The organism is Azoarcus sp. Soil_N_20 (assembly GCF_057656155.1).
Window position 1 is genome coordinate 152,018 of the sequence record NZ_JBDGKX010000001.1, and the last position, 22,170, is coordinate 174,187.

The 22,170-nt window shown below is 66.3% G+C and carries 20 protein-coding genes, 1 tRNA gene and 1 riboswitch; of the genes, 3 read left to right on the plus strand and 18 right to left on the minus strand.

From position 1 onward, the window contains the following. Positions 1-263: 263 nt before the first annotated feature. The 8 genes from AC3A35_RS00780 to AC3A35_RS00815 form a co-directional block, all read right to left on the minus strand. Positions 264-1,970: a diguanylate cyclase domain-containing protein gene (locus AC3A35_RS00780; RefSeq protein WP_487433897.1), complete on the minus strand. Its 1,707-nt coding sequence runs from the start codon at positions 1,968-1,970 to the stop codon at positions 264-266. Beyond that, positions 1,967-3,016: an ABC transporter substrate-binding protein gene (locus AC3A35_RS00785; protein WP_487433899.1), complete on the minus strand. Its 1,050-nt coding sequence runs from the start codon at positions 3,014-3,016 to the stop codon at positions 1,967-1,969. Before AC3A35_RS00785 ends, AC3A35_RS00780 begins: the two co-directional genes overlap by 4 nt. Positions 3,017-3,154: 138 nt before the next feature. After that, a complete protein-coding gene (locus AC3A35_RS00790) occupies positions 3,155-3,598 on the minus strand; it encodes a YaiI/YqxD family protein (RefSeq protein WP_487433901.1) in 444 nt (147 codons plus the stop codon). Between the two features lie 65 nt (positions 3,599-3,663). Then, positions 3,664-3,918 (minus strand): translation initiation factor IF-1, encoded by a 255-nt coding sequence (gene infA / locus AC3A35_RS00795; protein WP_487433902.1) that lies wholly within the window; start codon positions 3,916-3,918, stop codon positions 3,664-3,666. A 414-nt stretch (positions 3,919-4,332) separates the two neighbouring features. After that, a tRNA-Lys gene (locus AC3A35_RS00800) sits at positions 4,333-4,408 on the minus strand. 132 nt (positions 4,409-4,540) lie between these two features. Beyond that, positions 4,541-5,479, minus strand: a complete 939-nt coding sequence (locus AC3A35_RS00805; protein ID WP_487433903.1) for an MBL fold metallo-hydrolase — start codon at positions 5,477-5,479, stop codon at positions 4,541-4,543. Positions 5,480-5,727: 248 nt separating this feature from the next. After that, positions 5,728-6,903 (minus strand): ribonucleotide-diphosphate reductase subunit beta, encoded by a 1,176-nt coding sequence (locus AC3A35_RS00810; RefSeq protein WP_487433904.1) that lies wholly within the window; start codon positions 6,901-6,903, stop codon positions 5,728-5,730. Further along, the gene (locus tag AC3A35_RS00815) at positions 6,900-9,770 is read right to left on the minus strand and encodes a ribonucleoside-diphosphate reductase subunit alpha (protein ID WP_487433905.1); all 2,871 of its coding nucleotides are present in this window, start codon (positions 9,768-9,770) and stop codon (positions 6,900-6,902) included. The genes AC3A35_RS00810 and AC3A35_RS00815 overlap by 4 nt, the downstream gene beginning before the upstream one ends. A 140-nt stretch (positions 9,771-9,910) precedes the next feature. Beyond that, a riboswitch (cobalamin riboswitch) is annotated at positions 9,911-10,121 on the minus strand. Between the two features lie 290 nt (positions 10,122-10,411). Here AC3A35_RS00815 and AC3A35_RS00820 point away from each other — a divergent pair. Further along, the gene (locus tag AC3A35_RS00820; RefSeq protein WP_487433906.1) at positions 10,412-12,451 is read left to right on the plus strand and encodes a thioredoxin domain-containing protein; all 2,040 of its coding nucleotides are present in this window, start codon (positions 10,412-10,414) and stop codon (positions 12,449-12,451) included. Between the two features lie 83 nt (positions 12,452-12,534). Here AC3A35_RS00820 and AC3A35_RS00825 read toward each other — a convergent pair whose 3' ends face one another. From AC3A35_RS00825 to ybgC, 10 genes are all read right to left on the minus strand, one after another. Next, complete coding sequence (locus tag AC3A35_RS00825) at positions 12,535-13,641, minus strand: YeeE/YedE family protein (RefSeq protein ID WP_487433907.1); 1,107 nt, start codon at positions 13,639-13,641, stop codon at positions 12,535-12,537. A gap of 43 nt (positions 13,642-13,684) precedes the next feature. Next, positions 13,685-14,377 carry a 7-cyano-7-deazaguanine synthase QueC gene (gene queC, locus AC3A35_RS00830; RefSeq protein ID WP_487433908.1) on the minus strand — a complete coding sequence of 231 codons (693 nt, stop codon included), beginning with the start codon at positions 14,375-14,377 and terminating at the stop codon, positions 13,685-13,687. Between the two features lie 63 nt (positions 14,378-14,440). Then, positions 14,441-15,109 (minus strand): 7-carboxy-7-deazaguanine synthase QueE, encoded by a 669-nt coding sequence (gene queE / locus AC3A35_RS00835; protein ID WP_487433909.1) that lies wholly within the window; start codon positions 15,107-15,109, stop codon positions 14,441-14,443. Between the two features lie 3 nt (positions 15,110-15,112). Further along, positions 15,113-15,826: a tol-pal system protein YbgF gene (gene ybgF / locus AC3A35_RS00840; protein ID WP_487433910.1), complete on the minus strand. Its 714-nt coding sequence runs from the start codon at positions 15,824-15,826 to the stop codon at positions 15,113-15,115. Further along, a complete protein-coding gene (pal, locus tag AC3A35_RS00845) occupies positions 15,826-16,347 on the minus strand; it encodes a peptidoglycan-associated lipoprotein Pal (RefSeq protein ID WP_487433912.1) in 522 nt (173 codons plus the stop codon). The genes ybgF and pal overlap by 1 nt, the downstream gene beginning before the upstream one ends. A 48-nt stretch (positions 16,348-16,395) precedes the next feature. Continuing rightward, positions 16,396-17,676, minus strand: coding sequence for a Tol-Pal system beta propeller repeat protein TolB (gene tolB, locus AC3A35_RS00850; protein WP_487434693.1), 1,281 nt, complete (start codon positions 17,674-17,676; stop codon positions 16,396-16,398). 45 nt (positions 17,677-17,721) lie between these two features. After that, positions 17,722-18,600 carry an energy transducer TonB gene (locus tag AC3A35_RS00855; protein ID WP_487433913.1) on the minus strand — a complete coding sequence of 293 codons (879 nt, stop codon included), beginning with the start codon at positions 18,598-18,600 and terminating at the stop codon, positions 17,722-17,724. Continuing rightward, complete coding sequence (locus AC3A35_RS00860; protein ID WP_487433915.1) at positions 18,597-19,010, minus strand: ExbD/TolR family protein; 414 nt, start codon at positions 19,008-19,010, stop codon at positions 18,597-18,599. Before AC3A35_RS00860 ends, AC3A35_RS00855 begins: the two co-directional genes overlap by 4 nt. A gap of 18 nt (positions 19,011-19,028) precedes the next feature. Beyond that, positions 19,029-19,703: a protein TolQ gene (gene tolQ, locus AC3A35_RS00865; RefSeq protein WP_487433916.1), complete on the minus strand. Its 675-nt coding sequence runs from the start codon at positions 19,701-19,703 to the stop codon at positions 19,029-19,031. Then, on the minus strand, positions 19,700-20,146 hold the full coding sequence (gene ybgC, locus AC3A35_RS00870; protein ID WP_487433917.1) for a tol-pal system-associated acyl-CoA thioesterase: 447 nt from the start codon (positions 20,144-20,146) through the stop codon (positions 19,700-19,702). The genes tolQ and ybgC overlap by 4 nt, the downstream gene beginning before the upstream one ends. Positions 20,147-20,359: 213 nt before the next feature. Between ybgC and AC3A35_RS00875 the strand changes: the two genes are divergently transcribed. Further along, positions 20,360-21,535: an STAS domain-containing protein gene (locus AC3A35_RS00875; RefSeq protein ID WP_487433918.1), complete on the plus strand. Its 1,176-nt coding sequence runs from the start codon at positions 20,360-20,362 to the stop codon at positions 21,533-21,535. 95 nt (positions 21,536-21,630) lie between these two features. Then, a complete protein-coding gene (gene hslV, locus AC3A35_RS00880) occupies positions 21,631-22,167 on the plus strand; it encodes an ATP-dependent protease subunit HslV (RefSeq protein WP_487433919.1) in 537 nt (178 codons plus the stop codon). Positions 22,168-22,170: the final 3 nt, after the last annotated feature.

Consider the following 22,170-nt stretch of genomic DNA (forward strand, 5'->3'; position numbering starts at 1 on the left):
TTTCCTGTTCACGCCGTCCCCCACAGTTCGGGCGTGACATGGCAGGTCACGACACGGTGGTACTCATGTTTGATCAGCTATCCGCCATTTTCCCCGAAATCGACGCTGCGGCGGGCGCAGAATGTCGCGCCGATGCCGGTAAGTGCCGGATAGCGAGACAAGGATCACGATCTGCCCGACGGTCGCCCACCATTTCATCACGCGTGTGCGGCGGCTGCCACGCAGTTGCGACCACGTCGTTTGGCGAGGTCGACGCGCGCTGTTCAGCCGCGGTCGGCCATCTCCGGCCCGCGATGCCGGCTCTTTTCGCAATACATGGCCTTGTCGGCGTGCTTTGACAGGGACAGCAGGTCGGCGCCGTCGTCCGGGTACAGGGCAAAGCCGATGCTGACCGAAAGCGCGACGGTCTGGCCATCGCAGGCGAACGGCCGGGCCGCCGCTTCGCGAATCTTGTCCGCCACGTTCTCTGCATCTTCCCGGTGCTGGATGTTGCGCAACAGCACGATGAACTCGTCGCCACCGATTCGGGCTGCGGTGTCGGACTCGCGAATGACGCCCCGGATGCGATCGGCCATGCCCTTCAGGATCAGGTCGCCAGTGGCATGTCCGAGGCGGTCGTTGATCGGTTTGAAGCGATCGAGATCGATGAACAGCAGGGCAAGGCGGGCATTGTCGCGACGCGCGGTGGACAGGGCGAGCTCCATCCGGTCGGCAAACAGCGCGCGATTCGGCAGACCGGTCAGCGTATCGTGCTGTGCCAGGTGCTCCAGCTCCACCCGGCGCTGTTGCAATTCGGCCAGTTGCTGCCTGATCTGGCTGCGCAGCTGGCAGAAGCTGCGGGCGAGCACGCCGATCTCGTCCTGGCGTCGTAGCGGCAGCTCCGTCGCCCATTGGTTGTCGGTAAAGCCTTGCACTGCCGCGCTCATCGAATTGATCGGGCGGGTGACCGCGCGGGCCACCGGCACGGCGACCAGGATGCTCGCCAGGCAGAGCCCCAGCACGATCTGCAGGGTGACCGTTCCGAGTGCGTCGGCCTGTTTCACCACCGAAGCGAGGGGTTGGGCCAGACCGAGTATGAAGCCGGTCTCGTTCGACGGGCCCGTGGTGCGGCGGCCGATGAAGGCAGCCACCACCGGCGTGCTTGCATAGCTTCCGGCGCGCGCTTCGATCAAGACCGCATCAGTTCTGCCCTCGACCAGCTCCGCGGTGGCGGGGAACTCGTCCTGTATCAGGACCCGCCTGCCCTTGTCGAAACCAAAGCTGCGTGTGCTGTCCGGGTGGATCAGGAAGTCGCCTTGACGATTGGCGAAGAACAACTGGAACTCCTGTGGCAGATCGGTCGCCAGCAGGGTGAACAGGCCATTCAGATCGACGTTGATGACCACGACGCCGAGGGCGACCTGATGTTGATCCGCCACCGGCATCGCCAACTGCACCGACGGCCGTCCGAGCGCCGAGTGCGAACCGTGCTCGTGATTGATGACGACACGCGACAGGTAAGTCTGGCCGGCGTGCAGGCTCAGGGTGTCGAAAACGTACGGGTAATGCCCTTTCTCCTGGAGTTCGTCGCCGCTGACCCGAACCAGCGCGTTGCCATCGCGGTCGATCCGGATCCGTTCCAGGCCGCCGTCGGCGGCGGAGATCAGACGGATCTGAAAGTATTCGGGGTTCGCCTCCATCAGCAGTCGGAACAGGGTCGCCAGCTCATCTTCCGGCGCCTCACCGTGTCCTTGCAGCGACAGTAGGGCTGCGGGATGTCCGGCGAGGGTCTGCAGATTGCGCGAGAGCTCTTCGCGGGCAAGCGTGATGCGGCGGGCAAGGACATGGGTCGAGGTCAGCAGCTCGTTCTTTGCCGAATCCACCAACAGGTCCCTGCTCGCGTTGTAGGCATAGAATCCGGTGACGCCCGCCGCAAGCATGCCCACGAGCGCCAGCAACAGACCCAGCTTCACCGCGATGCCGACCTTCATGGGGCCAGCACCCTTGCTGCGCGGTCGCCCGACAGAATTCGCTCCCATAGCCGCGTTCTGCGTTCGATATCTTCCACCGGCTCCAGCCACACCAGCCGCCCGTTGCGCTCTTGGTAGGGCGGTCTGGACGTCGTGCTGGCGAGCCCCTGGCGAGTGGCCAGCACCGCACCGGGCTCCGGTTCCAGCAGGTAGTTGATCCACGCCTCGGCCAGCGCCTTGTTGCGCACGCCACGGGTGATCACCCAGCAGTCCAGCCAGGCCAGCGCTCCTTCCTTGGGAATGGCATAGCCCACATCCGCGCCCGCGGCCCTCAGCAGCTGGAGCTGCTGTGAGCCATAGTTGGCAAACAGCAGCGCCGCGTGCCGGCTCAGAAACAGCTCGGCCGACTCCTCGGGCTGGGTATAGAAGGTGAGGGCGTTGCGACGCAAGGCGATCAGTTTGTCCACCGCGACCGGCCAGTCCGCCTCGGCGAGTCTGAACGGCGACGGATAGCCGAGGGCCTGCGCCGCAAGCGAGAAGGAATGTGAGCCGCTGTTGTAGATGAGCACTTTCCCGCGATGGCGCGGATCCCACAGCGCGGCAATCGAGTCGGGCGCTTCACTGATCTGTTTGCGATCGTAGATCAGGCCCATCTCGGCATAGGTGTAGGGAATCGCAAAGAGCCTGCCGTCATGGATCACTCCGGGCACCGCGTCCGGATCGCGGAACTGCGGCAGCTGCAATGCGCGATTGGGTATCGCGGCCGGGTCGATCGGGACCACCAGGGCACGCGCGATGTAGCGCTGAAGTTCGGCGGTGTTGACTGCAAACACGTCGAACTCGGCTGCGTCGTGGTGACTGACCTTACGCCACAGCGCTTCGTCCGAGTCGATCACGGTCACCTCGACCCGGCTCCCGGTACGCTGTTCGAAAACCCTGACCACGTCGGCATCGGCGTAGCCCGGCCAGGCCAGCACGCGCAAGGTCTCGCCGGCGGATGCGGGAGCGGGCGCGACCGCCGTCAGCAGCACGCATACCAGATGGATGTAGTGGCGGAGCCGGGGCATGGGCCGGGTCTGGTCGATCGGGAACGAGGTGCGTCGAGTGTAGCGCAGGCGCGATACGTGCGGCAGAGCGACGCAGCTCGCGACCCCGACGCGGGCCGGCGCTCCGGGCCCGACCCGGCCGCGGCGCCATGCCCTTGCTCAGGGGCGACGCAGGAAGCGGTCGAGCCGGTTGGCGAAGGTCTGGCGGTCGGCGTGGCTGAATGCGGTCGGTCCGCCGGTATCCACGCCGGTGGCGCGCAGGGTGTCCATGAAGTTGCGCAGATCGAGCAGCTCGCGGATGTTTTCCTTGCCGTAGAGTTCGCCGCGCGGGCTGAGGGCGTGTGCATCCCTGGCGACGATGTCGGCGGCGAGCGGGATATCGGCGGTGATGACGAGATCGCCCGCCACGACATGGCTGGCGATGTACTTGTCGGCCTCGTCGAAGCCGGCAGCGACCTGCACCATGCGGACGAGCGGCGACGGCGGGGTGCGCAGGAACTGGTTGGCGACCAGGGTGAGTTGCAAGCCTGCGCGCGCGGCAGCGCGGAACAGGATGTCCTTGATCACGGCCGGACAGGCGTCGGCGTCGACCCAGATCTGCATTGTCGTTGCGGTGGGTGTCTGTTCGGGTACTGCAGCCCCTGTCCTGTCGGGCAGGGGCTCGGGGCTTATCGCGCCCCTGCAGAGGCCATCGGCTGACGACCGGGCATGTGACGGAAGGTGATCCGGCCCTTGCTCAGGTCGTAGGGCGACATCTCGAGCGAGACCTTGTCGCCGGCGATGATGCGGATGTGGTGCTTGCGCAGCTTGCCGCCGGAGTAGGCGATCAGCTTGTGACCGTTTTCCAGGGTGACACGGTAGCGTGCATCGGGCAGGACCTCGTCAACGGTGCCCTGCATTTCAATCAGTTCTTCCTTGGCCATGTTGGCTCCTTGTTTGGTGCGGCGAACCGTGTCCCATGGTAGTGGGTGTCGGTCGCCCATGCTCGCCACCGCCCTGGCAAGCTTGCTCCAGCTTTCTGCCGGCGCGGAGGGCGCGGGCGGGATCTGGTTGAATCGGCGCGGTGTTCGGCGGGCCGAGCGTCTGGTGTTTCGATGGCAACCCCGGCACGCAGGGCGGCAGGGGGAGGGCGACGCGGGGGGTGAGGCGTACACGCGTCGCGCTACTGGCGGCCGATGTGGCAAGACCGCGGTGGTGTCGCTTGCCGGATCGATACAGACGCGCAAGCGGTGGGTCCGGGCAGGTTTGGGCGCCGGGAATGGACCAAAAACCGGAGCAAACAACGGATTCGATAGAAAAATAGCCGGACCAAGGTCCGGCTATCTCCCTGATTTTCTTGGTAGGCCGTGCGTGGCTCGAACACGCGACCAACGGATTAAAAGTCCGCTGCTCTACCAACTGAGCTAACGACCCCGAAAGAGCCCAACAGTCTAGTGGTACTGGTCGCGGACGTCAAGACTGTATCCGCGTCCGATGCATAGGTCGACATGGCGACGGTCCCGGCGGTGAGGGCGGCCGTCAGGCAGGCGCGGCGTCGCCCGCCGACTACTTCAGCGAGCCTTTCTCCATCTGCAGGAACACGCTGTAAGCGTTGGCGCGGTTGGCTTCGCGGAAGGCCGGCAGCGTGGCCCAGCGGCTCCAGTCGGTGTCCCGGTAGGCCTCGTCGAAGGATTTCAGTTCGGTGACCGCACGGCCCATGGCGTCGCGCAGAAAACGCAGGTAGTCGCGGGTCAGCGCAAGGTCGGCCTGCGGGGTAGTGGTGGCGGGGCCATGGCCGGGGACCAGCACCGCCGGGTTTGCCGCGATCAGGCGCTCGAGTGCCCGCAGCCACTGCGCGGTGTCGGCGTCGCCGACAAAGGGGATGCGGCCGCGGAACAGCATGTCGCCGGCGAACATCACCTTGTCCTCGATCACCTCCATCGCGAGGTCGTCGGGGGCATGGGCGGGGCCGACATAGCTGAGGCGGAAGGTAAGGCCGCCGAGGCGGAACTCGGCGTCGCCGTCCAGCCAGCGGTCGGCGGCGATCAGGCGCGTGTTGTCGTCCACAAAGGGGAACAGGTCGGTGCGCCGTTGCGCCAGCCGCGCCTGCGCGCCTTCGGATTCGATTGCCTCGCGTCCGCGATGGTGGGCCCACACCTCGGCGCCGACGGCCTTGAAGGCCTGCAGACCGTAGTAGTGATCGGCGTGCATGTGGCTCACCACCACGCGGCGGATCGGCTGGTCGGTCAGTTTGCGGATCTCGGCGATCAACTGTTCGCCGAGCACCGGGGTGCCGAGGGCGTCGAACACCACCACGCCTTCGCCGGTGATCACGAAGCCGGCGTTGGACATGAAGCCTTCGTTGGCCGCGCTCGCCATGCCGGCCGTCCCCATCACGTACCAGCTGTGCGGCCCGACCTTGAGCGGCGTCATGTCCACGGCTCGGGCCGACGACACGGCGAGCACACAGCACGCTCCGACCAGCAGCGCGAGGAGCTGTCTCATCAGTGTTCCTTGTATCCGAATATATGCATACGCTAACGGATTGCCCGCGTGGCGTCGATCTGCGCTGCAACACGACTGTTGCGGTCGTCGTTGCATCCCGTGCGGACCGAACCGGGGCACGACCATCGGGGGCAACGCCCCACGGATCGGGCGGCGGACTCTGGCCGCGGCGGCCGCACCGCGGCCCTTGCCGGAGGGGCATTCCGCGCGCCACCGGTTGATGGCGGTGGGCCGGTGGCGCGGACGATTCAGTCCCAGGCCAGTGCGCCGCCGGTCTGGTACTCGGTGACGCGGGTCTCGAAGAAATTCTTCTCCTTGCGCATGTTGGCCTGCTCGTCCAGCCACGGCAGCACGTTGTCGGCGCCGGGGAAGGGTTCGGCGATGCCGAGCTGGCGGGCGCGGCGGTTGGCGACGAAACGGAACTGGCCCATGTGCTGCGCCGCCGAATAGCCGAGGATGGGCTCGGCCAGCAGGTAGCCGGCGTAGGCCTGTTCGGCGGCCGCGGCCTCCTGCCACAGGCGGGCGAGGGCGTCCGGGTCGAGCTTCAGGTTCTCCTCGGCGATCAGCGTGCGCACCACGCGGATGCCGAAGGCGCAGTGCAGGACCTCGTCGCGCATGATGTACTGCAGCTGCTCGGCGGTGCCCTTCATCAGCCCGCGCCGCTGCAGGGCGAAGATCGGCGAGAAGCCGTTGTAGAACCAGCAGCCCTCGAAGATGCCGGCGAAGAACAGGTAGGACAGGGCGAACTCGTGCAGGTTGTCACGGTTGGTCAGATCGAAGTCGGACCGCATCACCCGCTCCAGGCGGCGGTTGGCGAGCGCGATCTTGGCGTGGATCGCCGGCACCACGCGGTAGCGGTTGTAGATCTCCTGCTGGTCGAGGCCTAGGCTCTCGATGCAGTGCTGGTAGGTCCAGGTGTGCAGCGCTTCCTCGTACACCTGGCGGGCCTGGTAGATCTGCAGTTCGGGCGCGCTCATCTTCTCCATCACCGCCAGCCCGATGTTGCGCATCGCCAGGATGTCCGAGGTGGTGAGATAGGACAGCACGTTCTCGAACACATGGCGCTCGGGGGCGGTGAGCGTGTGGTGGTAGTCGTGCACGTCCTGCGCCATCGGGATCTCGAGCGGGGTCCAGTGGTTCTTGTTGGCGTTGAGGAAGAACTCCCACGCCCACGGGTACTTGAACGGGGCGAGCTGGTTGATGTCGGCCTTGCCATTGACGATGCGCTTGTCGGCGGCGCGCACCGGGGCCAGCGCGAGCGCGGAAGGGGGCTGTGTGTCGATCGCGCGCGCAGCGGGCCTCGCCGTGATTGACGCTGCGGCGGGGCCCACGCCCGGTGAGGGCGGGCGGGCGAGGGGATCGGCCGGCAAGGTGGCTGCGCGCGGTGGCGCAGGCAGGTCCCAGTCGTTGAAGAAGGCGTTCATTGGCAGGCCTCGCATTCGGGATCGAGTATCGAGCACGCCCGGGGCGCGGCCTCGGCGGCAATGGCGGTGGCGGCGCTGCCGTGGGCGGTGGTCTTCTCCATCGCGGTGGCGCCGAGGGTGCGCAGGTAGTAGGTGGTCTTGAGTCCGCGCAGCCAGGCCAGGCGGTAGATCTCGTCGAGCTTGCGCCCGGACGGGGTGGCCACATAGAGGTTGAGCGACTGCGCCTGGTCGATCCATTTCTGCCGCCGCGAGGCGGCCTCGATCAGCCACGTCGGGTCGATCTCGAACGCGGTGGCGTAGCGCGCCTTCAGTTCGGCCGGGATGCGGTCGATCGGGCCGAGCATGCCGTCGAAGTACTTGAGGTCGGCAACCATGACCTCGTCCCACAGGCCGAGCCCCTTGAGTTCGCGTGCGAGGTAGGCGTTGACCACGGTGAACTCGCCCGACAGGTTGGATTTGACGTACAGGTTCTGGTAGTCGGGCTCGATCGAGGCCGACACGCCGATGATGTTGGAGATGGTCGCGGTCGGTGCGATCGCCACGCAGTTGGAGTTGCGCATGCCGTGACGGGCGATGCGTTCGCGCAGCGGACCCCAGTCGAGCGCGGACGAGCGCTCGACCTCGACCAGCGCACCACGGCCCGCCTCGTCGTCCGCGCGCAGGCGGCCGCGGCCCTCGGCGAGCAGCGCGAGGCTGTCCTGCGGCAGGATGCCGCGGTCCCACAGGCTGCCGCGGTAGGTGGAATAGCGCCCGCGCTCCTCGGCAAGTTCGGTCGAGGCCCAGTAGGCGGCATGGCACACCGCTTCCATCGAGCGGTCGGCGAACTCGACCGCCGCATCCGAGGCGTAGGCCAGCCCCATCATGTGCAGTGCGTCGGAGAAGCCCATGATGCCCAGCCCCACCGGGCGGTGGCGGACGTTGGCGGTGCGCGCCTTGGGGGTGGCGTAGAAGTTGATGTCGATCACGTTGTCGAGCATGCGCATCGCGCCGCGCACGGTGCGCATCAGCTTGTCGTGGTCCAGCGTCCAGCTGCCGTCGATGTCCTGCTTCAGATGGGCGGGCAAACTGACTGAGCCGAGGTTGCACACCGCGGTCTCGGCGTCGGAGGTGTTGAGCGTGATCTCGGTGCACAGGTTGGAGCTGTGCACCACGCCGGCATGCTGCTGCGGCGAGCGCAGGTTGCAGGCGTCCTTGAACGTGATCCACGGGTGGCCGGTCTCGAACAGCATGGTCAGCATCCTGCGCCAGAGCTGCACTGCGGGCAGGGTCTTGAACAGGCGGATCTCGCCGCGCGCGGCACGCCCTTCGTGGGCAATGTAGGCGGCCTCGAAGTCGCTGCCGAATCGGTCGTGCAGGTCGGGCACCTCCACCGGCGAGAACAGCGTCCACTCGGCGTTCTCCATCACCCGCTTCATGAACAGGTCGGGAATCCAGTGGGCGGTGTTCATGTCGTGGGTGCGGCGGCGTTCATCGCCGGTGTTCTTGCGCAGTTCGAGGAATTCCTCGATGTCGAGGTGCCAGGTCTCGAGGTAGGCGCACACCGCCCCCTTGCGCTTGCCGCCCTGGTTGACCGCCACCGCGGTGTCGTTGACCACCTTGAGGAAGGGGATCACGCCCTGGCTCTTGCCATTGGTGCCCCTGATCCGGCTGCCGAGCGCGCGCACCGGGGTCCAGTCGTTGCCCAGCCCGCCGGCGTACTTCTGCAGCAGCGCGTTTTCCTTGATCGACTGGTAGATGCCTTCGAGTTCGTCGGCCACCGTGGTCAGGTAGCACGACGACAGCTGCGCATGGCGGGTGCCGCTGTTGAACAGGGTCGGCGTGCTGCTCATGAAGTCGAAGGGCGACAGCAGGCGGTAGAACTCGATCGCGCGGGTCTCGCGGTCGATCTCGTTCACCGCGAGGCCCATCGCCACCCGCATGAAGAAGGTCTGCGGCAGCTCGATGCGGGTCTCGTCGATGTGCAGGAAGTAGCGGTCGTACAGGGTCTGCAGGCCGAGGTAGTCGATGCGCAGGTCGGCCTCGGCGTCGAGCGCGGCCGCCAGGCGCGCGAGGTCGAACTCGGCCAGGCGCGGGTCGAGCAGCTCGGCCTCGATGCCGCGCGCGATCGCCAGCGGGAAGTACCCGGCATAGCCGGCGACCATGTCGTTCTGGTGGCACTCGCGGCCCAGGGTCTCGATCCGGATCGCCGCCAGCAGCAGACGGGCGGCGACGCGGCCGTAGTCCGGCTCACGCTCGATCAGGGTGCGCGCGGCGAGCACCAGCGACTGGCGCACCGCCGCCAGCGGCACGCCGTCGTAGAGGTTGGCGAGGGTATGCTCGAACACGGTGTCGGGACTGACGTCGGCGAGTCCGGCGCAGGCGTCGCGGCAGGTCGCGAGCAGGGCGGCGCGGTCGAGCGGCCGGCGCAGATCGCCGTCGGTGACGTGCAGCACCGGCTGGCCTTCGGCAGCGACTTGTGCGGCCTGCTGCGCCGCGCGCTCGGCGCCCCGGCGTTCGCGGTAGAGCACATAGGCGCGGGCGACGTCGTGGCAGCCTTCGCGCATCAGCGCGAGTTCGACCTGATCCTGGATGTCCTCGATGTGGAGCATGCCGCCGTCGGGCAGGCGGCGGGTCAGAGCCTGGACCACGGTGTCGGTGAGGTGGGCGACGAGGTCGCGGCTGCGGGCTGACTCGGCGCCCTGACGGCCTTCGACCGCGAGGAAGGCCTTGCTCATTGCGGTCGTGATCTTGCGTGGGTCGAATCCGACCACGATTCCGTTGCGGCGGATGACCTGCATCGCAGCGAAATCGATGGTGGCGGTCGCTGCCGGATGGCTGGCGGAAGCCAGTGTGGAGTGGATTGCGGTCGTGCCTGCGTCGAATCTCATCGAACGTCCCCGTCGAGTCGAGGGGCGGATGAGCCGGCAGTGAACACCCACGACCCGGAAACGTGCCGAAGCGGCGGCAAAGTGCCGCCGGACCGGTGACCACGGGCAGGAGCGCTCCACTGGGACACCCCGCCCCGGTTGAAGGAAAATATGCGCTGGCAGGTCTCCTGGCTCGCGGGTCAAGGTCCTGTACACGCCTTCCCGGGATCGATCTCCCAGTGGCATCGTGCTGTGCAGGACTCGCCGACGACAGTTGCGGGGGCAGCTCCGGCTTCGGATGGATATGCATCCATCCTTACCGGATTCCCTTTTGCGTTCCCTTCGCGGGAAACCAGCGCAGGCGCCAGTGTAGTGGCACGAGCGGTGAAGACACAAGCGCGGACTACTACCGGAACCAATCTTCTTGTGTTCATCTACTAAATGGCGGGCGCGCGACCCGTGCCGACCGCAGGCGGTGGCTGCGGCGGCATGGCCTTGGCGCGGCGCGACCAGGTGATTGTCGCTGCTGGCGACGGAACCTTTGTCCGGATGTCCGGGTCACCTATACGCGGTATGCAATTGAACGGCCGGATACGTGCAAGCCGGCCACGATGCGGCTCGATTGTGGTCCGACCGCCGCATTCACGTGCAGGTGCTTCCCGATGCCCAATCGACTCGCCGCCGAAACCTCGCCCTATCTTCAGCAGCATGCGGAGAATCCGGTCGAATGGTGGCCGTGGTGTGAGGAGGCGCTCGCGCTCGCACGCCGCCTCGATCGCCCGATCCTGCTGTCGATCGGCTACTCCGCCTGCCACTGGTGTCACGTGATGGCCCACGAGTCGTTCGAGGACGCGCAGACCGCGGTGCTGATGAACCGGCTGTTCGTCAACATCAAGGTCGATCGCGAGGAGCGTCCGGACCTCGATCAGATCTACCAGAGTGCCCACCAGATGCTCGCCCAGCGCAGCGGCGGCTGGCCGTTGACGATGTTTCTCACGCCCGACGGGACGCCCTTTTTCGGTGGCACCTACTTTCCGAAAATGGCGCGCTACCGCCTGCCGGCCTTCGCCGACATCCTGGAGCGCGTTGCCCAGGCCTTTGCCGTCAACCGCACGGCGATCGAAGAACAGAACGCCACCGTGCGGGCCGCGCTCGCCCGCGTCGGCGCTGCGGGCGGCGGCAGTCACCATTCCGATTTCGGGCCGCAGCCGCTCGGGGCGCTTCGCGACCTGCTGAGCGCGTCCTTCGATGCGCAATACGGGGGCTTCGAACCCGCACCGAAATTTCCGCATCCTTCCAATCTCGCGTTCCTGCTCCGGCGCCACCGCAGCACCGGGGACGACAAGGCCCGCGACATGGCACTGTTCACCCTGCAAAGGATGGCTTTGGGCGGGATCTACGATCAGCTCGGCGGGGGTTTCTGCCGTTACAGCACCGATGCGCGTTGGCTGATCCCGCATTTCGAGAAGATGCTCTACGACAACGGCCCCCTGCTGGGGCTGTACGCCGAAGCCTGGCAGCTCGGTGAAGATCCGCTGTTCCGGACGGTGGCGGAGGATACCGCGGGGTGGGTCATGCGCGAGATGCAGGCCCCCGAGGGGGGCTATCACAGCGCGCTCGATGCCGATTCGGAGGGCGAGGAGGGGCGCTTCTACGTGTGGGATCGCGACCAGATCAGCGCTGGCCTGCGCCCCGATGTCTATGCCGTTGTCGAGCGTCACTACGGCCTCGACGCGCCGCCCAACTTCGAGGGCCGATACTGGCATCTCGCGGTCTGCCGGCCGCTGGAGATCGTCGCCCGCGAACTGTGCATGGCGCCCGAAGACGCCGCCCGCCGCCTGGCCGAGGCACGGGCTTGCCTGCTCGCCCTGCGTGGCGAGCGCGTTCGCCCCGGCCTCGACCACAAGATCCTGACCAGCTGGAACGCACTGATGATCGCCGGCATGATGCGCGCGGCGCGCGTGTTCGGCCGCGACGACTGGCGCGACTCGGCGCGGCGGGCGCTGGAATTCATCCGGACCCGGCTGTGGCGGGACGGCCGCCTGCTGGCGACCAGTGCAGGCGGACCCGGGCGGCTCAACGCCTATCTGGACGATCATGCCTTCCTGATCGAGGCCCTGATCGAGAGCCTGCAGACCCGCTACCAGGCCGAGGATCTGGACTTTGCGGAGGATCTCGCCGACGCCCTGCTCGACAGCTTCGAGGACCGCGCCGCAGGCGGATTCTTCTTCACCCGGCACGACCACGAGGCCTTGATCCAGCGTCCCAAGCCGATCCACGACAGCCCCACCGCATCGGGCAACGGCGTGGCGGCACGGGTGCTCACCCGCCTTGGCCACATGACCGGTGAAACGCGTTATCTGGCCGCGGCGGAACGCTGCATGCAGGCCTTCTATGGGGTCCTGAGCGACAGCCCGGCAGGGTGCGCCAGCCTGGCGTTGGCGCTCGAAGAGCAACTGGTGCCGCCTACCCTGATCGTGTTGCGCGGCCCTGCATCTGCGCTTGAGGCCTGGCAGCGGGAACTGGCCCGGCAGCATCTGCCCGACGCGATGCGGTTCGCCATTCCCGCGGGCACGCCGCAACTGCCGCCGGTGCTGGACAAGCCATGCACGGATCAGGTGAGTGCCTGGGTGTGCAGCGGCACCACCTGCCTCGAGCCGCTGCATTCGATCGACGAGTTGTCGCGCCTGCTCGCGCGCTAGCGCAGTCGGGGGAACGCGGTGTCAGGACGCGGGGCGGGCCGTCGTGGGGGCAGCGCGGCGCCGTCCCCGCGCTGGCGGATGGTTCAGGCCTCGCGCATCATCAGCCAATACTGGACCTTCATCGTTGTCGCGGCGCCGGCGATGATCGCCACGGTGGTGAGGATGGAGCCGACGGCCAGCGTGGAGAAACCGGTGATGCCCTGGCCGATGGTGCAGCCGAGTGCGGTGACGCCGCCGAAGCCCATCAGCAGCGCGCCGACGATATGGCGGATGAGGTCGTCGGGGGCGCGGAAGCCCTCGAGCCGAAAGCCCTTGCTGGTCAGCGCGTACAGTGCCGAGCCGGCGATCACGCCGAGTGCGCTGGCAATGCCGAAGGTGAGCACCCGGCTGCTGTCGCTCCACAGCATCAGCAGTTCCAGCGTGTAGGCCGCCGGTGCGACGAAGCTCAGGGACTCGGCGCGGCCGCTGTTGGTGGCGATGAAGGCCTCCTCGAGGGTGTCCGGGTGTTCGGCGACGAAGCCGAGATGGCCGGACACATACCATCCGGCCAGGGTGAGACTGCCGATGACGATGCCGCCAACCAGCACGTCGCGGCGCCACGCTTCGCGACTGGCCAGCGCCGCGAGCAGCAGGCCGCCACCGATCACTGCGGCGGCAGTCAGGACCGCGGTATCCGGCGCCATTCCGGCACCGGCGAGGAAGGAGGGGATGTCCTGGCCGTGCGGCAGTTCGATGGCCACCGCGTCGAGAAAGCGCACCCGCCAGACTGCGAACAGGCCGCGCATCGTCATGTAGGCGCCGATGCCGAGGAAGAAGAACACCACCAGCGATTTCAGGTTGCCGCCGCCGATGCGGATCAAGGTCTTGCTGCCGCAGCCCGACGCGAGCGTCATGCCGATGCCGAAGCAGGCGCCGCCGACAAGGCTCGACAGCCAGATCAGCCTGCTGCCGGTGTAGATCGACTTGGATACGTCGAACAGCCCCGCCAGGCCCAGCGCGGCGGTGCCGAGCACTGCCACCGCGATCGCCAGCATCCACATCCGCATGCGGTTCCAGTCGCCCATGTTGACGACGTCGGAAACTGCGCCGAGGGTGCAGAAATTGGTCTTGTTGCCGACAAAGCCGAACACTGCGCCGAGCACGAAGGCGAGCGCGGTGATGGTGGAGGCGGCGACCAGGGGTTCTTCCATGATGCAGGATCCGGAACAGGGCGACCCGCGATTCTATTTGAAATCAGCTGGGCCGGTGCTGATAAGGGGTTGGATCGGCAATGCCGGCCGCTTCGAAGCCGGCCCGGCGCAGGCGGCAGGCGTCGCAGCGGCCACAGGCCCGGCCATTGTCATCGGCCTGGTAGCACGACACCGTCATCCCGTAATCGACGCCGAGCGCGGTGCCGCGGCGGATGATGTCGGCCTTGGAAAGCTCGATCAGCGGGGCATGGATGCGCAGGCCGTGGCCTTCGACCCCGGCCTTGGTGGCCAGATTGGCCATGGTCTGGAAGGCCTCGATGAAGGCCGGGCGGCAGTCCGGGTAGCCGGAATAGTCCACCGCATTGACGCCGACGAACACGTCGCGCGCGTCCAGCACCTCGGCCCACGCCATTGCGATCGACAACATCACGGTATTGCGGGCGGGAACATAGGTGACCGGGATGCCTTCGGTGTCGCCGCCTTCGGGTACCGCAATGCCGGGGTCGGTGAGGGCCGAGCCACCGAACTGGCCCAGTTCGACCCGCGCCAGCCGATGTTCGCGCGCCCCCAGCGCCTCGGCGACCCGCTTCGATGCGGTCAGCTCGGCGGCATGGCGCTGGCCATAGGCGACCGACAGCGCATAGGTTTCGAAGCCTGCGTCGCGCGCAATGGCGAGGCAGGTGGCGGAGTCGAGGCCGCCCGAGAGCAGGACGACGGCACGGGGCGTGGTGGTCATGGGCAGGGTTCCGGGCAGGACGAGTGAGACACTCAATGGCAAAAAACGAATGGTACGGCCGGATCAGCGGCCGCGCGCGTCGTGCCAGAGGATCTTGTGCAATTGCAGCTGGAAGCGGACCGGCAGGCGGTCGCGTACGATCCACTCCGCCAGTCGTGCCGGATCGAGTGCGCCCGCCACCGGCGACAGCAGCACGGTGCAGCGGCGGGCGAGGTCATGATCGGCGATCTGCTGGCACGCCCAGACATAATCGGCCTCGTCGGCGAGCACGATCTTGACCTCGTCGCCGGCGTTGAGCAGGGCGATGTTCTGGTAGCGGTTCTTCGCCACCTCACCCGAGCCGGGCGCCTTCAGATCCATGATCCGCGACACCCTCGGGTCGACCGCGGCAATATCCAGCGCGCCGCTGGTTTCGAGCGATACCGAATAGCCTGCATCGCACAGCGCGCTCAGCAGCGCCAGGCAGGCCTTCTGCGCCAGCGGTTCGCCGCCGGTCACGCACACGTTGGGCAGGCCATGGCGGGCAACTTCGTCGAGGACCGCCTGCACGGTGACGGTTTCGCCGCCCTGGAAGGCATAGGCGGTGTCGCACCAGGTGCAGCGCAGCGGGCAGCCGGTCAGGCGGACGAACACAGTGGGCAGGCCGACACGGGTGGACTCGCCCTGCAGCGAGGCAAAAATTTCGGTGAGCCGCAGGGTCACGGCCCGATCCAGGGTCTCCGCTCCGGCCATCGTTCAGCGCGTGGACAGGCGTTGCTTCGCGGCCTGGGCCGCATTGGAGGTCGGATAGCGTTCGATCAGGGTCTGCAGCGTGCGTTGGGCCGTCTTCGCGTCACCCATCGCCTGCTGACTGTTCGCCAGGCCGAGCATGGCATCGGGCGCCACCACGTCGTTGGGCCACTTGCCGAGGACGGTATTGAAATGGCGACCGGCGGCGGCGACTTCCTTGGCCTGAAGCGCGGCATTGCCGGCCCAGAAGTGGGCGCCGGGAGCGCTGCCGCTGGCAGGATGCTGGGCGACGAAATTCTCGAACGCGGTCAGGGCTTCGCGTGCCTTGCCGTCCTTGAGCAGATTCAATGCCGCTTCGTATTCGGCGGTCTCGGCGGCCGGATCGGCGCTCGCCTGCGGCGCGGCGGTGGCGGCGGTCTCGAGCTGGCGCATGCGGGTGTCGAGATCGACATAGAAATCTTGCTGGCGCTGCTTGAGGGTTTCGACCTCGTTCAGCAGTACTTCGAGCTGACCGCGCAGACGGGCGACTTCGGTGCGCAGTTGCTCGTTCTGGTTGGCCAGCTCGAGCTGTCCGCGGTTGGACGTCTCGAGCCGGCCTTCCAGCTCCTGCCTCAGGCTGTTGACCTGTTGACGGGCCTCCGTATCATCGAACAGACCCGCCTGCGCGGGCCCGACCAGTGACAATGCGGCAAACGCCGCCAGTGGCAGGAGTCGTTTCATCAGTACTCACCCGAATACAGGATGTCGCTGCGACGATTCTGCGCGTAGCACTCTTCGGAGGCGTCGGTGCAACGGGGCTTTTCTTCGCCGAGGCTGACCGACTCGATCTGCATTTCCTTGGCGCCCAGCAGGCTCAGGGCCTGACGCACGGAGTCGGCACGCTTCTGGCCGAGGGCCAGGTTGTACTCGCGGCTGCCGCGTTCATCGGTGTTGCCCTGGACGAGCACCTTCATCTGCGGATTCTGCACCAGGAAGCGGGCGTGGGCTTCGATCAGCGGCTTGGCTTCGGCCTTGATGACGAAGCTGTCGTAATCGAAGAACACACTGCGCTTGGACAGGATGTTGTTCGGGTCGGTCAGGGCGGCAATGCCGGTGCCGGACACGGCAGGCGCCGTCACGGTGGCGACACCGGCGCCAGCGCCGGCGCGGTCTTCGACCTTGGCTCCGGTGGCATCGGTACCGGTGCTCGAGCAGGCAGCAAGCAGGGCAGACAGAAGAGCGGGCAACAGCAATTTATTCATGGATGTATCTCCAATTTGAGTTTGATTGTGAATCGGACAGCAGCGGAATCACTTCTGTATCGGGCCCCAGGCGGGTTCCCGGACATCAGCGGCCTGCACCGAAAGGCGTTGCTTCACCCGGCCATCGGATGACACGGCCGCCAGCACCCCGCGGCCACCGCTTTCGGTGGCGTAGAGGATCATGCGGCCGTTGGGCGCGAAGCTTGGGGATTCGTCACGTGCCGAATCGGTGAGGATCGTGGTCTGGCGGCTGGCGATGTCCTGCACTGCCACCTGGAAGCGACCGTTGTTGCGGGTGATGAAGGCGAGCAACTTGCCATCCGGCGACAGGCGCGGGGTGACATTGTAATTGCCTTCGAAGGTGACCCGCTGGGCGTTGCCGCCGCCGGTCGGAATGCGATAGATCTGCGGACTGCCGCCGCGATCGGAGGTGAAATAGATCCACTGCCCGTCGGGCGACCAGGCCGGCTCGGTGTCGATTCCGGACGAACTCGCGAGGCGGCGCACACCCGAGCCGTCGGCATTGAGCACGTACATCTGGGATTGACCGTCCTTGGTCAGCACCACGGCGATCTGCCCGCCGTCGGGCGACCAGGTCGGCGCCGAGTTGGAGCCCTTGAAATTGGCGACCACCTGGCGCTGTCCGGTGGCCAGGGTGTGGACGTACACGATCGGCTTCTTGGCTTCGAACGACACATAGGCCAGGCGCTGCCCGTCCGGCGACCATGACGGTGAGATGATCGGTTCGCGCGAGACCAGCGCAGCCTGCGCGTTCATGCCGTCCGCGTCGGCAATCTGCAACTCGTAGCGCGTGCCGCTCTTCACCACATAGGCAATACGGGTGGAGAAATAGCCGGGCAGGCCGGTCAGCTTCTCGTAGACGAAATCGGCAATGCGGTGCGCCGTGAGGCGGTTCTGCGCCGGTGCCATGCGCAGCGACATCGCGCCGAGCTCGGTCTGCTTCTGGGTGTCGAACAGGCGGAAACGGACGTCGTAGCGGCCGTCGGGCTGCGGCAGGATCGAGGCGGCCAGTATGGCGTCGGCGCCCCGATCACGCATGGCTGCAAGGTCGGGGACGCGCGATTCGGGTACCGTGACCGGGCCGATATCGACCAGATTGAACAGGCCGCTGCGCTCGAGGTCGGCACGCACGATGTCGGAGACACCGCGCGACAGGCTGCTCTCGTTCTCGAACACCGGAATGATCACCGGGAAGCGTGTGGCCCCGGCCCCGGTGATTTCGATCGATAGCTGTGCCTGGGCGCCGAGCGCGACGAAGGCGAGGGCGGTGGCGAGCAGCAGGCGGAAACGGGCAAGGATCGTGGTCATGGTGTGGTGCACAACAATGGTATCGATTATAGCCATAGGATGTCCTTATTCTTCCAGCGGACGAAATTTCAGTTCCAGCGTACGCTGAAAAAGTTCCCGTTGAGTGGGCAGCGGCAGCGGACTGGAACGGCGGATTGCGCGCTCGATCGCATCGTCGAGCGCCGGGATACCCGACGAACGCTTGAGCCTGATCACCAGGACCTCGCCCGTCGGCAACTGGTCCACCTCGAACACCGCTTCCGGGTTGCCGCTCAGCCCCGGCGGACTGAGCAGATTGCCCCGCACCTTGGTCCGGATTGCGTTCTGATAGGCGTCGATCGCGCCCTTGTTGCGCGCGCTTGCGGCGCGTGCGGCATCGTCGCGCATCATGCCTTCGATCTTGGCGCGTTCCTGTTCCTGCTCGAGCAGTTTCGTCATGTAGTCATCACGGGGCGGGACGACGGGCTTGGGAGGTTCGGGCTTCTTCGGTTCCGGCTTGGGGGGTTCGGGTTTCTTCGGTTCGGGTTTCGGCGGCTCGGGTTTCTTGGGTTCGGGCTTCGGCGGTTCGGGCTTCTTCGGTTCCGGTTTCGGCGGCTCCGGCTTCGGCGGTTCGGGTTTTTTCTCCGGGGCCTTGGTGGCGATTTCGGGTTTTTCCACCGGTTTCGGCGGCTCGGGCTTCGGTTCCGGTTTCGGCGGTTCCGGTTTCGGCGGTTCGGGCTTCGGTTCCGGCTTCGGCGGTTCCGGCTTTTTCGGCTCGGGCTGCGGTGTCGGGGTCGGCCGACTCGCCGGCGCCGCGACCAGTTCGACCTCGAGCGAGGCCGGCGGCTGGCTCTGCCAGTTGACGCCGAAGAACAGGAACAGCGCCAGACCCAGATGGACCGCGACGGTCAGGGCCAGCGAGGCGAACTTTCCCGGCGACTCCTGCGGGCGTGCGCGTTCGTTCATTGGCCCCGGCTGCCCGATCTGGTCTGCAGGCTGATCTTCCTGACCCCGAGTTCGCGGGCAGACTCGAGGATGTCGATCACCTTCTGGTAGGGCAGTTCGCTGCTGGCCGCCACCAGAAAGGGTTGGTCTGGATTGCGCTCGACGGCGCGTTTCATTTCACGCTGGAATTCGAGGTTCGACAGCGTCTTCGCGCTGGCACTGTTGCTTGCCCGCAGCGCGAGGGTGCCGTCCTTGCGGACTTCGATCACCATTGCCTCGGCGGGCGGGGACGACAGGGGGCCGGCCGACGGGACGTCGATGTTGCCCGGCTGGACCATCGGTGCGGTGACCATGAAGATGACGAGCAGCACCAGCATCACGTCGATGTAGGGCACGACGTTGATCTGGTTCATCAGGCGGCGCTGGCGCATGACTGGCTTCCCTTCCGCTCAGCGCAGGTGGCGCTGCAGGATGTTGGAGAACTCTTCGATGAAGCTCTCGAAACGAATCCCGACGCGGTCGATGTCATGGGCGAAGCGGTTGTAGGCCACCACCGCAGGGATCGCCGCGAACAGGCCGATCGCGGTGGCGATCAGGGCCTCGGCGATCCCGGGGGCGACCTGGGCAAGCGTCGCCGCACCGACATTGGACAGGCCGCGGAACGAATTCATGATCCCCCACACGGTGCCGAGCAGGCCGATATAGGGCGACACCGAGCCGACCGAGGCAAGAAAGGCGAGATGGGCCTCGAGGTCGTCGATCTCGCGCTGATAGGTGGCCCGCATCGCGCGCCGGGCGCCGTCGATGGTTGCGCCCTGATCGTGGCTCTTGGCGCGAAGCTTGGTGAACTCGCGATAGCCGGACTCGAAGATGCGTTCCATGCCGCCGCTCTTGTGGCGGCCGGCGCTCGCGACCTGAAACAGGGCGTTGAGGTCGCCGCCGCTCCAGAAGTCGCGTTCGAATTCGCTCGTCTTGCTGCGTTCGGCGCGGATCCGGAACGACTTGCGGAAAATCCAGTACCACGACATCAGCGACAGAGTGAGGAGCAGCGCCATGACCAGCTGGACGAGGACGCTGGCCTGGCTGATCAGGCTGAGGATGGAGAGGTCGTGAGTGACATTCATGTTGATTGGAGTCTTTCAAGTTGGGTACGGACTGCAGCCGGAATCGGTGCCGGTTTGCCGCGGTTCCAGTCGACACAGGCGATCTGGACGGCCGCCTCGAACAGAAGCTCGCCCCCGCGCTGGACCTTCTGGCCAAAGGTGATACTGGCACGTCGCAGCAAATCGATCGTGCTGACCACGGTCAACGCATCATCGAGTCGTGCGGGTGACAGATAATCGGCCCTGACCGAGCGCACGACGAAGGCGAGCCCGTCTTCGGCCAGCATTCGTTGCTGCCCGAAGCCGATCGCACGCAGCCATTCGGTGCGTGCCCGTTCGCAAAAGCGCAGGTAGTTGGCATAGTAGACGACGCCCGCAGCGTCGGTGTCCTCGTAATACACGCGAACGGGCAGGACGAAACGGGACGAGATGACCGGATCGTCGGGCATGGGGATCGTTTGCATCGCGGCATTCTAGCCGAGCAGCCAGGCAGGATAGTGGTTCATTGGGAGCAAGATGTCCGCAAAAGGTAAGCATTCGTTTCCCTGATGGGCCGCTGGCAGGGCCGCGTGATGATGTCGCGGTCACATCCTGATGCGCAAGTCCCCGGGTTGAAGTGCTATCCTTTCAACTCGATCGCATCCCGCATTCCTGCCCTATTTCCGGTTGATTCAGGCGTGGCGCTCCCCTTTTTCGGCAAGAAACCTCCTTCCACTCCTGCCGGACAGCCTTCACCGGCTGCGCCGGGCGCGGGTGCTGGCCGCCCCTCGATCTCGCCCCGGACCGAATTGTCGACGCTCGACTTCACCGGGGGCGACGCGAATCGCGCGCTGGCCCAGTGCGCGGGCATGGTCGAGGTCCAGGAGGTCGGTGCCGGCATCGGGGCGGTCTTCGAGGAGGCAGCGGTGCTTTACGCCAACGACAACATGGTCGAGGCCGAGCGCGTGCTGAATTCGGTGCTGGACGACGTGACCAACACCGCGGGCGAGGGCTTGTGGATGATGCTGCTCGACCTGTACCGGCTGACCGGTCAGCGCGAGCGCTTCGAGTCGCGGGTGCTCGATTATGCGACCCGCTTCGAGCGCTCGCCGCCGCCATGGGAGGATCTGTCGTCCCAGCCCGAACGGCGCCGGGCCGACACGGCGCCGCTGATCAACCTGGCGGGCAGCCTGTCCGGTCAGGCCGCTTCCCAGTTCCAGCAGGTCTGTGTGATCGGCCGCAAGAGCGGATCGATCCGGATCGATCTCGGACGGCTGCGCTCGGTCGACGACACCGGATGCACGCTGTTGCGCAATGCGCTGGTCCAATTGGCCGCGGATCGGGTCAAGGTGTCGATGCTCAATGCCGCGCAACTGGTCAACATGCTGGCCGGTCAGGTCGCACCGGGAAGGCCCGAGGGGCGCGACGCCTGGCTGTTGATGCTGGATCTGCTGCAGTACACCGGGGAGCACGAGCGCTTCGAGGAGCTTGCGGTCGACTATGCGATCACCTTCGAGGAGTCGCCGCCGTCGTGGGAATTCAAGGTGCAACAGCAGGCCGTGGCGACGGCGTCTGCACTTGAGGCCGATCGGAGCCAGGACGAAGGTTTCCGTTTCGAGGGCGAATTGACCGGGTCGTCGCACGACACCATTCGCAAACTGGCGGCTTTCGCCTCGCAGCGTCAGGTCGTGACGGTCGACTGCAGCCGTTTGCGGCGAATCGATTTCGTGGGCGCAGGCACCCTGTTCAACGTCCTCGCCACACTCCAGTCGCAGGGTAAGCTGGTCGACCTTCAGAACGTGAATGCGATGGTCGGCGCACTGTTGCGGGTCATGAGCGTCGATCAGGTCGCCCAGGTGACGCTGCGTCCCTGAGCGGGATCGGGGCGCGGTCGACGCGGCGTACCGACCCCGGCACGGCCTCCGGCAACGGCCACGAACAAGGGCACTTATTCCGCCAAGGAAACACTATGGAACAGTATCACGGCACAACCATTCTCTCGGTCCGTCGCGGCAATCGGGTCGCGCTCGGCGGCGACGGTCAGGTCACGCTCGGCAACATCGTCATCAAGGCCTCGGCACGCAAGATCCGCACGCTTTACCAGGGGCACATCCTGGCCGGCTTTGCCGGTGGCACGGCCGATGCCTTCACGCTGTTCGAGCGCTTCGAAGGCAAGCTCGAAAAGCACCAGGGCAACCTGCTGCGCAGTGCGGTCGAACTGGCCAAGGACTGGCGCACCGACCGCATGCTGCGCCGCCTCGAGGCGATGCTCGCCGTGGTCGACCGCGAGCACTCGCTGGTGATCACCGGCAACGGGGACGTGCTCGAGCCGGAGAAGGGCATCGTCGCCATCGGCAGTGGCGGCGCCTACGCGCAGGCCGCGGCCTGCGCACTGATCGAGAACACCGAACTGACGGCGCAGGAAGTAGTGGCGAAGTCGCTCGCCATCGCCGGCGACATCTGCATCTATACCAATCAATGCCACACCATCGAAGTGCTGGACTGAACC

What these genes read in the sequence shown, in the direction of transcription:
- AC3A35_RS00780 (WP_487433897.1), bottom strand. Translation starts at nt 1,970, where the DNA reads ATGAAGGTCGGCATCGCGGTGAAGCTGGGTCTGTTGCTGGCGCTCGTG.
- AC3A35_RS00785 (WP_487433899.1), bottom strand. Translation starts at nt 3,016, where the DNA reads ATGCCCCGGCTCCGCCACTACATCCATCTGGTATGCGTGCTGCTGACG.
- AC3A35_RS00790 (WP_487433901.1), bottom strand. Translation starts at nt 3,598, where the DNA reads ATGCAGATCTGGGTCGACGCCGACGCCTGTCCGGCCGTGATCAAGGAC.
- infA (WP_487433902.1), bottom strand. Translation starts at nt 3,918, where the DNA reads ATGGCCAAGGAAGAACTGATTGAAATGCAGGGCACCGTTGACGAGGTC.
- AC3A35_RS00805 (WP_487433903.1), bottom strand. Translation starts at nt 5,479, where the DNA reads ATGAGACAGCTCCTCGCGCTGCTGGTCGGAGCGTGCTGTGTGCTCGCC.
- AC3A35_RS00810 (WP_487433904.1), bottom strand. Translation starts at nt 6,903, where the DNA reads ATGAACGCCTTCTTCAACGACTGGGACCTGCCTGCGCCACCGCGCGCA.
- AC3A35_RS00815 (WP_487433905.1), bottom strand. Translation starts at nt 9,770, where the DNA reads ATGAGATTCGACGCAGGCACGACCGCAATCCACTCCACACTGGCTTCC.
- AC3A35_RS00820 (WP_487433906.1), top strand. Translation starts at nt 10,412, where the DNA reads ATGCCCAATCGACTCGCCGCCGAAACCTCGCCCTATCTTCAGCAGCAT.
- AC3A35_RS00825 (WP_487433907.1), bottom strand. Translation starts at nt 13,641, where the DNA reads ATGGAAGAACCCCTGGTCGCCGCCTCCACCATCACCGCGCTCGCCTTC.
- queC (WP_487433908.1), bottom strand. Translation starts at nt 14,377, where the DNA reads ATGACCACCACGCCCCGTGCCGTCGTCCTGCTCTCGGGCGGCCTCGAC.
- queE (WP_487433909.1), bottom strand. Translation starts at nt 15,109, where the DNA reads ATGGCCGGAGCGGAGACCCTGGATCGGGCCGTGACCCTGCGGCTCACC.
- ybgF (WP_487433910.1), bottom strand. Translation starts at nt 15,826, where the DNA reads ATGAAACGACTCCTGCCACTGGCGGCGTTTGCCGCATTGTCACTGGTC.
- pal (WP_487433912.1), bottom strand. Translation starts at nt 16,347, where the DNA reads ATGAATAAATTGCTGTTGCCCGCTCTTCTGTCTGCCCTGCTTGCTGCC.
- tolB (WP_487434693.1), bottom strand. Translation starts at nt 17,676, where the DNA reads ATGACCACGATCCTTGCCCGTTTCCGCCTGCTGCTCGCCACCGCCCTC.
- AC3A35_RS00855 (WP_487433913.1), bottom strand. Translation starts at nt 18,600, where the DNA reads ATGAACGAACGCGCACGCCCGCAGGAGTCGCCGGGAAAGTTCGCCTCG.
- AC3A35_RS00860 (WP_487433915.1), bottom strand. Translation starts at nt 19,010, where the DNA reads ATGCGCCAGCGCCGCCTGATGAACCAGATCAACGTCGTGCCCTACATC.
- tolQ (WP_487433916.1), bottom strand. Translation starts at nt 19,703, where the DNA reads ATGAATGTCACTCACGACCTCTCCATCCTCAGCCTGATCAGCCAGGCC.
- ybgC (WP_487433917.1), bottom strand. Translation starts at nt 20,146, where the DNA reads ATGCAAACGATCCCCATGCCCGACGATCCGGTCATCTCGTCCCGTTTC.
- hslV (WP_487433919.1), top strand. Translation starts at nt 21,631, where the DNA reads ATGGAACAGTATCACGGCACAACCATTCTCTCGGTCCGTCGCGGCAAT.